Annotated in this window: 10 protein-coding genes and 1 pseudogene; 9 read left to right on the forward strand and 2 right to left on the reverse strand. The window is 66.6% G+C overall.

Going from position 1 to position 9,775, the window contains the following annotated elements; all coding sequences use genetic code 11:
- The 6 genes from radA to EOA33_RS13590 all read left to right on the forward strand — a co-directional run.
- On the forward strand, positions 1-1,185 hold a 1,185-nt coding region (gene radA, locus EOA33_RS13565), incomplete at its 5' end, for a DNA repair protein RadA (RefSeq protein ID WP_127405838.1).
- A 43-nt stretch (positions 1,186-1,228) separates the two neighbouring features.
- Entirely contained in the window at positions 1,229-1,909 is a 681-nt protein-coding gene (locus EOA33_RS13570) for a CvpA family protein (protein WP_126055661.1), read from the forward strand.
- A gap of 148 nt (positions 1,910-2,057) precedes the next feature.
- Complete coding sequence (purF, locus tag EOA33_RS13575; RefSeq protein ID WP_127405839.1) at positions 2,058-3,527, forward strand: amidophosphoribosyltransferase; 1,470 nt, start codon at positions 2,058-2,060, stop codon at positions 3,525-3,527.
- Between the two features lie 27 nt (positions 3,528-3,554).
- A complete protein-coding gene (locus EOA33_RS13580; protein WP_127405840.1) occupies positions 3,555-4,310 on the forward strand; it encodes an SDR family NAD(P)-dependent oxidoreductase in 756 nt (251 codons plus the stop codon).
- Between the two features lie 125 nt (positions 4,311-4,435).
- Complete coding sequence (locus EOA33_RS13585) at positions 4,436-5,077, forward strand: hypothetical protein (RefSeq protein ID WP_127405841.1); 642 nt, start codon at positions 4,436-4,438, stop codon at positions 5,075-5,077.
- A 135-nt stretch (positions 5,078-5,212) separates the two neighbouring features.
- Positions 5,213-5,434 (forward strand): hypothetical protein, encoded by a 222-nt coding sequence (locus EOA33_RS13590; protein WP_126055664.1) that lies wholly within the window; start codon positions 5,213-5,215, stop codon positions 5,432-5,434.
- 2 nt (positions 5,435-5,436) lie between these two features.
- Here EOA33_RS13590 and EOA33_RS13595 read toward each other — a convergent pair whose 3' ends face one another.
- Positions 5,437-5,943: an OsmC family protein gene (locus EOA33_RS13595; RefSeq protein WP_127405842.1), complete on the reverse strand. Its 507-nt coding sequence runs from the start codon at positions 5,941-5,943 to the stop codon at positions 5,437-5,439.
- 255 nt (positions 5,944-6,198) lie between these two features.
- Between EOA33_RS13595 and EOA33_RS13600 the strand changes: the two genes are divergently transcribed.
- The gene (locus EOA33_RS13600; RefSeq protein WP_127405843.1) at positions 6,199-7,704 is read left to right on the forward strand and encodes a peptidase S10; all 1,506 of its coding nucleotides are present in this window, start codon (positions 6,199-6,201) and stop codon (positions 7,702-7,704) included.
- A gap of 86 nt (positions 7,705-7,790) precedes the next feature.
- Here EOA33_RS13600 and EOA33_RS13605 read toward each other — a convergent pair whose 3' ends face one another.
- Positions 7,791-8,210, reverse strand: coding sequence for a nuclear transport factor 2 family protein (locus EOA33_RS13605; RefSeq protein ID WP_127405844.1), 420 nt, complete (start codon positions 8,208-8,210; stop codon positions 7,791-7,793).
- A 340-nt stretch (positions 8,211-8,550) separates the two neighbouring features.
- On the opposite strand from EOA33_RS13605, the pseudogene EOA33_RS13610 reads away from it, so the two are divergent.
- Both EOA33_RS13610 and EOA33_RS13615 read left to right on the forward strand, forming a co-directional pair.
- A pseudogene (locus EOA33_RS13610) lies at positions 8,551-8,748 on the forward strand (EamA/RhaT family transporter); the annotation flags it as partial.
- 70 nt (positions 8,749-8,818) lie between these two features.
- Complete coding sequence (locus EOA33_RS13615) at positions 8,819-9,739, forward strand: DMT family transporter (protein ID WP_245455534.1); 921 nt, start codon at positions 8,819-8,821, stop codon at positions 9,737-9,739.
- The last annotated feature ends 36 nt before the right edge of the window (positions 9,740-9,775 follow it).

Here is a 9,775-nt window from a genome sequence, read left to right on the forward strand (position 1 = left end):
GTCCGGCCGCTTGCCGTCAGCGATGGTTGCGAGGATGTCCTCGACATTGGTCTCGGCGGCGATCCCGGCATCGGCAAGTCGACGCTGCTCACGCAAGCGGCCGCCGCGCTCGCCTCAAGAGGCCACCGCATCGTCTATGTCTCCGGCGAGGAAGCCGTCGCGCAGATCAGGCTGCGCGCGCAGCGCCTCGGTGTCGCCTCGACGCCGGTCGAACTCGCCGCCGAGACCAATGTCGAGGACATCCTCGCAACCATCGCTGACGGCAAGCGGCCGGACCTGGTGATCCTCGATTCGATCCAGACGCTGTGGACCGACCTTGCCGATTCGGCGCCCGGCACCGTCACCCAGGTGCGCGCCGCCGCCCAGGCGATGATCCGCTATGCCAAATCTACGGGTGCGGCGATCGTGCTCGTCGGTCATGTCACCAAGGAAGGCCAGATCGCCGGTCCGCGCGTCGTCGAGCACATGGTCGACGGCGTGCTCTATTTCGAGGGCGAAGGCGGCCACCACTACCGCATCCTGCGCACGGTGAAGAACCGCTTCGGGCCGACCGACGAGATCGGCGTGTTCGAGATGTCGGACAAGGGCCTGCGCGAAGTCGCCAACCCGTCCGAGCTTTTTCTCGGCGAGCGCCACGCGAAGTCGCCAGGAGCGGCCGTTTTCGCCGGCATGGAGGGCACGCGTCCGGTGCTGGTCGAGATCCAGGCGCTGGTGGCGCCCTCCTCGCTCGGCACGCCACGCCGCGCTGTCGTCGGCTGGGACGGCGCGCGGCTGTCGATGGTGCTCGCGGTGCTGGAGGCCCATTGCGGTGTGCGCTTCGGCCAGCATGACGTCTACCTCAACGTTGCCGGCGGCTACCGGATCAGCGAGCCGGCTGCCGATCTGGCGGTCGCCGCCGCGCTGGTTTCGTCGCTCACCGGTCTTGCCCTTCCTGCCGATTGCGTCTATTTCGGCGAAATCAGCCTGTCGGGTGCGGTGAGGCCGGTTGCGCATGCGCAGCAGCGCCTCAAAGAGGCCGAAAAGCTGGGTTTCGGTAGCGCGGTACTGCCCTTGGGCAGCGAGGACCTTGTCGGTGGCAATGGCGCTGGGGGGATCGGGGCCGGCGCTTTCCAGCCCACCGAGCTTGCCGACCTCGTCGCGCGCATAGCCGGCTCACGGCGCAGCCGCGCCGAGGAGCAAGAATGACGCGGCTCGTCGAGCGGTAGAGACATGGAGTGGGGCGAAGGACATGCCGATTACGCTGCTTGACGGAATTCTCGTCGGCTTCACCCTGGTCTCGGCGATGCTCGCCATGGTGCGCGGCTTCTCGCGCGAGGTACTCTCCATCGTCTCCTGGGTGGCGGCGGCGGTGGCGGCCTTCTTCTTCTACAAGCCGGTGCTGCCTTACGTTCAGCCCTATGTCGACAACGACAAGATCGCCATGGCGGCGGCCGCCGGCATCGTCTTCGTCATCGCGCTGATCGTCGTCTCGGTCATCACCATGAAGCTCGCCGACTGGATCATCGATTCCCGGATCGGCGCGCTCGACCGCACGCTCGGCTTCCTCTATGGCGCGGCGCGCGGCATCCTGGTGGTCGCGGTGGCGCTGCTGTTCTTCAACTGGCTGGCCGGGGCCAAGGCGCCGGGCTGGGTCGCCAACGCCAAGTCGCGGCCGCTGCTGGAGACGATCGGCGCGAAGCTCGAAAGCCTGCTGCCGGAGAACACGGAAGAGCTCGTCAACAAATACACCCACAAGGGCGAGCCCGCGGCTGAAACTCCGGCGGCGCCCGGCGCGACGACCGACCAGCCGGCGGCCGAACCGCCGGCAAACGGCGATGACGCCGATGCGCCGGTCGATGACAATGAAGGCGAAGCCCCTGCCGACAACGCGCCGGCGCCGGCTCCCGCCACTCCGGCGCCGGCAAACTGATCGCCGCCAAGACGAGCGCCCGCGGCAAGGCGGGCGCTTCCGCGGGGATTGACGTTGGTGTGAACGCCGCAAGGCATGCGTTGCTTTCGACGAGCGATCGCCTTATATGGCGATTTTAGCGGAGCTTGAGCCCCTCATGGCAGTTTCGATGGCAGACGCAGGCGACGTGCTATCCGCCGAGGCCGACGACCATTTCCACGACGAATGCGGCGTGTTCGGCATTTTCGGCCGGCAGGACGCGGCGGCAATCGTCACGCTGGGCCTGCACGCCCTCCAGCATCGCGGCCAGGAAGCCGCCGGCATCGTTTCCTATGACGGCAGCCAGTTCCATGTCGAACGCCATGTCGGCCTGATCGGCGACACCTTCACCAAGCAGCGCGTCATCGACAGCCTGCAAGGCAACCGCGCCATCGGCCATACGCGCTACGCCACCACCGGCGGCGCCGGCCTGCGCAACATCCAGCCCTTCTTCGCCGAACTCTCCGAGGGCGGTCTCGCCGTCGCCCACAACGGCAACCTCACCAATGCGCTGACGGTGCAGCGCGCGCTGCAGAAGCAGGGCTCGATCTTTTCCTCGACCTCCGACACCGAAACGCTGCTGCATCTGGTCGCCACCAGCAAGGAGCGCGACCTGAACTCGCGCTTCATCGACGCGGTGCGCCAGGTCGAGGGCGCCTTCTCGCTGGTAGCCATGACGGCCAAGAAGATGATCGGCTGCCGCGATCCGCTGGGCATCAGGCCGCTGGTGCTGGGCGACCTCGACGGCGCCTGGATCCTCGCTTCCGAGACCTGCGCGCTCGACATCATCGGCGCCCGCTTCGTGCGCGACATCAAGCCCGGCGAGATGGTGGTCATCACCTCCAAGGGCATCGAGAGTCTGTTCCCGTTCGAGCCGCAGAAGACCCGCTTCTGCATCTTCGAATATGTCTATTTCGCGCGGCCGGATTCTTCGGTCGAGGGCCGCAACGTCTACGAGGTGCGCAAGCGCATCGGGGCCGAACTGGCGCAGGAAAACCCGGTCGAGGCCGACATCGTCGTGCCGGTGCCGGATTCCGGCACGCCGGCGGCGATCGGCTTTTCCCAGGCCGCCGGCATTCCCTTCGCGCTTGGCATCATCCGCAACCGCTACGTCGGCCGCACCTTCATCCAGCCCGGCGATTCGATCCGCCACATGGGCGTCAAGCTCAAGCACAACGCCAACCGGCGCATGATCGAGGGCAAGCGCGTGGTGCTGGTCGACGATTCGATCGTGCGCGGCACCACCAGCCAGAAGATCGTGCAGATGGTGCGCGACGCCGGCGCCAGGGAGGTGCATATGCGCATCGCCTCGCCGCCGACCAGCGCGTCGTGCTTCTACGGCGTCGACACGCCAGAGAAGTCGAAGCTGCTCGCCTCGCGCATGTCGGTCGAAGAGATGGCCGAATTCATCCGCGTCGATTCGCTCGGCTTCCTGTCAATCGACGGGCTCTACCGCGCCGTCGGCGAGGCGCGCCGCGACAACGACCAGCCGCAATTCTGCGACGCCTGCTTCACCGGCCAATACCCGACCCGCCTGCTCGACTTCGAAGGCCACGACAATGTGCGCACTCTGTCGCTGCTGGCGACGAGCGGCGCATAGGCCGGATCACCTCACGGAAGCTCTCGCATGACCCTCGACCTCTCCGGCCGCCTGGCGGTCGTCACCGGCGCCTCGCGCGGCATCGGCTATTTCATGGCCAAGGAATTGGCCGCCGCCGGCGCGCATGTGATCGCGGTGGCCCGCACCGTCGGCGGGCTCGAGGAGCTCGACGACCAGATCAAGGCCGAGCATGACAGGACCGGCAAGGGCGAGGCCACGCTGGTGCCGCTCGACCTTGCCGACATGGCCGGCATCGACCGGCTCGGCGGCGCCATCCACGAGCGCTGGGGCAAACTCGACATACTGGTGGCCAATGCCGCCGTGCTCGGTGTCATCTCGCCGATCGGCCATGTCGAGGCCAAGACCTTCGAAAAGGTGATTACGATCAACGTCACCTCGACCTGGCGGCTGATCCGCTCGGTCGATCCGCTGCTCCGCCTCTCCGATGCCGGCCGCGCCATCATCATGTCCTCCAACGCGGCGCATTCGGCGCGCGCCTTCTGGGCGCCCTACGCAGCTTCCAAGGCGGCGGTCGAGACGATGATGCGCTCCTGGGCGCACGAGACGCAGAGCCTGCCGCTGCGGGTCAACGCCGCCGACCCCGGCGCCACCCGCACCGCCATGCGCGCGCAGGCCGTCCCCGGCGAGGATCCGGAGACGCTGCCGCATCCGTCCGAGATCGCCAGGCGCATCCTGCCGCTGGCAAGTCCGGAGCTGAAGGAAACCGGACTGATCTTCCAGGCCAAGCACGACCGCTTCGTCGCCTACCGGCAACCGGAATAGAGCTTCGGCGCTTATCTGCTTGTCGTTTCCCAAACCGCTGCATTTTTGGGGGACCGGCGTCAGGGATTAAATGCGCCTCCGGCTACGTTCTTCGAATGTAGAACATTCGAAACCGGAGGACCGCCATGCGCAAACTCATTCTTGTTGCCGCCACCGCGACTGCCGCCGCCCTTGCCGTCACGGCGGGCGCCGCCCTTTCGCAAGACGCGAAGATGAGCTTCTTCGTCACCAGTGTCGGTTCCGGCAAGGGCGCCGATCTCGGCGGGCTGAAGGGCGCCGACGCCCATTGCGCCTCTCTGGCCGAAGCCGCCGGCGTCAAGGGCAAGACCTGGCATGCCTATCTGTCGACCGGTGCCGAGGATGCGCGCGACCGCATCGGCAAGGGCCCCTGGTTCAACGCCAAGGGTGAGAAGATCGCCGACGATGTCGCCTCGCTGCACGGCGACGCCAACGCCATCTCCAAGCAGACGGCGCTCAACGAGAAGGGCGAGGTGGTCAACGGCCGCGGCGACAAGCCGAACCGGCATGACGTGCTGACCGGCTCGAAGCCCGACGGCACCAAGATCGCCGACCAGACCTGCGGCGACTGGACGATGAGCGGCGCCGACGGCGCAGCCATGATGGGCCACCACGACCGCACCGGGCTCGACGATTCGGCAGCGGCCAAGTCGTGGAATTCCTCGCATACCTCGCGTGGCGGCTGCAGCCAGGAGGCGCTGCAGGGCACTGGCGGCGACGGCCTGTTCTATTGCTTCGCCGTCGAATGACGCCTGAAGAGCGGGATTGACATCACGCGGCTGTGATGTCGCGCGCAAGCACCGCGCGCCGGGCGAGCTTTCACCGCTCGCCCGGAGTTGCTAGGATCGGCCGACTCTCCCACACCAGCACAGTGAGGAATTCCCATGGCTGCTCCCAGCGTAGCATTGGTCTGGTATCTGGTGATCGCCGGCCCGCAGGGCGGCATGGTGGTCCTGCCCAGCACCTTCGACACCCGCGAACAATGCACCAACGCCATCACCGAATACCAGAAGCAGCCGACCCCCCAGGGCTGGGCGGTGCAGTGCGTGCCGAGCGCCTCGCCCTTCACCGACGAAGGGGATGCCGAAGAGCCCTCGGCGCAGTAGCTTCAGCGTTTCACGCTGACTGTCAGCTCAGGCTTGTTGCTGATGGTCTGGAACACCACGCAATAGCGTTCGGTGAGCTTGAGCAGCGAATCGATGCGTTCCTGCGGCTCGTCGGTGTCGAGGTCGAAACTGAGCCGGATGGCGCGAAAGCCGACCGGCGCCTCCCTGGCAACCCCCAGCGTGCCGCGAAAATCGAGATCGCCCTCCGCCTGCACCGTGGCAGCGCCGAGCTTGAACTCCAGAGCCGTCGCCACCGCCTTCAGCGTCACGCCGGCGCAGGCCACCAGCGCCTCGAGCAGCATGTCGCCCGAGCAGAGCTCGAGCCCGGTCCCGCCGGTCGCGGGGTGCAGCCCGGCGATGGCCAGCGCCCTGCCCGTCTCCACCTTGCAAGCGATCGACTGGTCGTCGATCGAGCCCCTGGCGCGAAGCGTGATCAGAGCGCTCGAGGCGTCCTCGCGATAGGCTTCCTTCAGAGGCGCCTGCATGGCCTTGAGTGCGGTGGCGTCCATTTGCGCTCCTTTCGATACTTTGGTGGTTGATAGCACATTATTCCGGCTTGGGTTCCTCACCCCCTGAAATGGGGGGAGGTGGCTCGGCGAAGCCGAGACGGAAAGGGGAGCGCCCTACGAAGCCCCCTCTCCGTCCGCTTCGCGGCCACCTCTCCGCCGCCCTTGGCGAGGGCGAGGAACCCAAGTCTTGAGACGCCCCTTTGACTTCGACCCTCTCGACCATACCTATGCGGAAGTCGTTCCCGCGGAGGCATTATGCGGTTCAAGCTGAAACTCGTCCCCCTGCTGGCTCTTGCCGCCTTCGCCCAGCCGGTCCTTGCCGGGACCACCGAGCCGCCGGCGCCAGCGGGCGGCGTGCTGTCGCTCTTGCCGCAGCCGCAGACGACGAACCATTCGATCACCATCGCCGGACGCAAGCTCGACTATCAGGCCAAGGCCGGCACGCTGTCGCTGCTTTCCGGCAGGGGCGATGTCACGGCCGAGATTTTCTACGTCGCCTATACGCTGCCGCCGCCAGCGAATGCGGCGAAGGAACCCCACCGCCCGATCACCTTCGTCTTCAATGGCGGCCCCGGCGCGGCCTCCGCCTATCTGCATCTCGGCGCGCTCGGCCCGCGCATCATCGCCACCGGAGCCGACGGGGAATTCCTGCCCTCGCCGCAAAAACTGATCGACAATCCGGACAGCTGGCTCGACATGAGCGACCTCGTCTTCGTCGATCCGGTCGGCACCGGCTACAGCCGCGAGGCGCCCGGCCAGGACACGCACGATTTCTGGGGCGTCAATCAGGATGCCAGTTCGATCGGCGCCTTCATCCGGCTCTATCTGGCGCAGAACTGCCGCACTGCTTCGCCGCTCTTCCTCGCCGGCGAAAGCTATGGCGGCTTCCGCGCGGCTCTGCTGGCGAGGACGCTGCAGGAAGATGTCGGCATCAGCCCCAGCGGCATCGTGCTGATCTCGCCGGCGCTGGAATTCATGCTGGTGCAGCCAGACGAATTCGAGCCGCTGCACTGGGCGCTGGAACTGCCATCGCTGGCGGCGGTGCGCCTGCGCAGCGAAGGCGTCAGCGGCGATGCGTTGCGGGAAAAGCTCGCCGAGGTCGAACATTATGCCATGGGCGACTACCTGACCGCCTTGGCCGGCGGGCTGGAGCAAGGCGGACGGCTGGCGAGCCAGCGCGTGTCCGACATCACCGGCCTGCCGCTCGACCTCGTCAAGCGGAATTTCGCCCGCATCCCGACATCGCTGTTCGCAAGGGAATTCGCCCGCGCCAAACGCAAGGTGCTGAGCCCCTATGACGCTACAATCGGCACCGCCGACATCGCGCCCGAGAGCGCCCGCATCGCCGGTCCCGATCCGGTGCTCGACCGCAGCGTGCCGGCGCTCACCTCGGCCTTTGTCGGCTATATCAGCGACGAGCTCAATTTCCACACCGATATCAGCTACCGCCTGCTCAACGGCGACGTCACCCACAATTGGGACTACGGCACCTCGCGGCAAGGTTATGCCGGCGTGATGGACGATCTGCAGCGGGCCCGTTCGCTGAACCCAGCCCTCGGCGTCGTCATCGTCAACGGCTACACCGACCTCGTCACGCCCTATCTCGCCTCACGCTACCTGGTGAACCAGGTCCCACCGCTCGCCGATGCCAGGCCCATCCGCGTCGATGTCGTGGAGGGCGGGCACATGATGTATTTCAGGCCGGACGGCAGGCGCGCGCTGAAGGAGGCGGCGGCGGAGCTCTACCAGGCAACGCAATAGGGTCGTGTCCTGATCGGCGGAGCGCGAGGCATCATCGCGACAGGCCGGTTTAGCGGCGGAGCGTGCCCTTCAGGGCGGTCGTGAGGTCACGAACCGGTGCCAGCAGCTGGCGGACGGCGCCCGGAGAGGGCTTCGACCGCGTCTTCGATGCCGACAACCTGCCGCTCGACGTCCTCCAGATACAGTCGCCCGGCCGCAATCCGACCGTCGACGATCTCGAACAGCGTGACCCCGCGCAAGGGCTGCCCGTCGCGGCGAGTGCCGGACCAATGCCATTCCGTCCAGGTCGTGTCACCGTCCTGGACCGAGCGCGTGACCGTCGCGTGGAAGTCAGGGATGCCCGCGAACATGGCCTCCCAGTTGGCGCGCATCTGGTCGCGCCCGACAAAGGCTCTGCCCGGATGGGCCGGCTGTACGCTGCGGTAGTTCTCGTGGATGAGTGCGGTGACAGCGTCGAGCTGGTGCGCGTTCATCGCCCTCACCAGTCGATCGATCACATCAGTCATCGGAATTCCCGGACTTATGCAGCGCACGCATTGGCGCCCCCTCTCCTTAGTCCGCTGCCCGAGCGAGCCACGCCGATCAATCCGCAAGCCTCAAAATTACCTGATTGGGCTGTGGCCGTCCAGCATTGCAAGGCGCCGGACATGGGCTTGCGCGGCCCCGGCAGGTGGCATTTGTCCATGCGAGCTGCGGCCGCCAGCCTGTGCCCCAACGCAAGGCCGGAGCTGGCGTAGCGCCGCGCTGGCCATCGCCCGTATAGGCTGGTCCTGTTGGGCCAGGGGTTGGCTCAGTTCCAAGCAAGCGCTCAGTTCCAAGCAAGCAACGTCCGCAGGCCGGTGCCGCATGGCCGATGTCGCCATTCTCGAAAGCCGCGAAAGGGTGCTGGCCGCCATCCTCTTGACGGGCGGCGCCTATTTCCTGTTTTCGGCGCAGGACGCCGCGATCAAGCTGCTGGTCGCCGGCGTCAGCGTTTGGCAGATCATGTTCTTCCGGTCGATCACGATCCTCGCCGCCCGCGCGGCGACCGGCGGGCGGCGGCTGAGCATTTCCGCAAACGGCTTTAGGACAACAACTGACGGAACCATGTCAGCAGGGGGGCGTAGACTGGGGCATGACCGATTCCCTCGACATGACTGACACATTGCCCGATGGCGCGGCCAAGGCCGCCGCCCAACGCACCGTGGGCATCGCTCTGGTGTCGGCCTCCGCCGTCGTATTCGGCCTCACCGGCGTGCTGACAAAATCGATCCATGCCGATCCGCTGACCATCACCTGCTGGCGCGGTTTCGTCGGCTCGATTCTGATCGCGCTCTATGTGCTGTGGCGGCGCAGGCGCTCCGGCGGGCGCGAAAGCCTGCGGCTCGGCTGGCGCGGCTGGCTGCTGGCCATCGAGGGCGCCGCGGCCAGCATCGCCTTCATCGCGGCCTTCAAGTTCACCTATGTCGCCAATGTCGCGGTCATCTACGCGACCTCGCCCTTCATCGCCGCGTTATTCGCCTTCCTGCTGGTGCGCGAAAAGGTCCGGCTGCAGACGATGCTCGCCGCCGCGGTGTCGCTCTGCGGCGTCGGCGTCATGGTGTGGGCGGGCTTCGGCACCGGTCATCTTTTCGGTGATGGGCTGGCGCTGCTGATGACCACCGGCAGCGCACTCTACATGATCATGGTGCGCGCCTTCCGCGACACGCCGGTGGTGTGGGCGGGCGCGGTCTCGGCCTTCCTTCTGTTCGTTTTCGGCTGGTTCGTCACCGATCCGCTGGCGGTTTCTGCACGGGATGCGCTACTGCTTGCCGCCTTCGGCGGATCCTTCGCGCTGGCCTCGATTCTCTGGACGGAGGGTTCGCGGCTGATCCCGGCACCCGAATCCGGCCTGCTCGGCTCCGCCGAAGTGCCGTTCGCGATCCTGTTCGCCTTCCTGTTCCTGGGCGAGATCCCACCGGTAGCCAGTATCATCGGCGGCGCGATCGTGCTTTGCGCGGTGTTCGCCCATGCCGGGCGCGACTGGCTGGCGGCAAGGCGGTCCGCCGCCAACTGAAAAATATTTTGCCGGTCATGGAACCATCATCCGACT

Origin of the sequence: Mesorhizobium sp. M4A.F.Ca.ET.050.02.1.1 (assembly GCF_003997725.1) — a bacterium.
Lineage (GTDB): Bacteria > Pseudomonadota > Alphaproteobacteria > Rhizobiales > Rhizobiaceae > Mesorhizobium.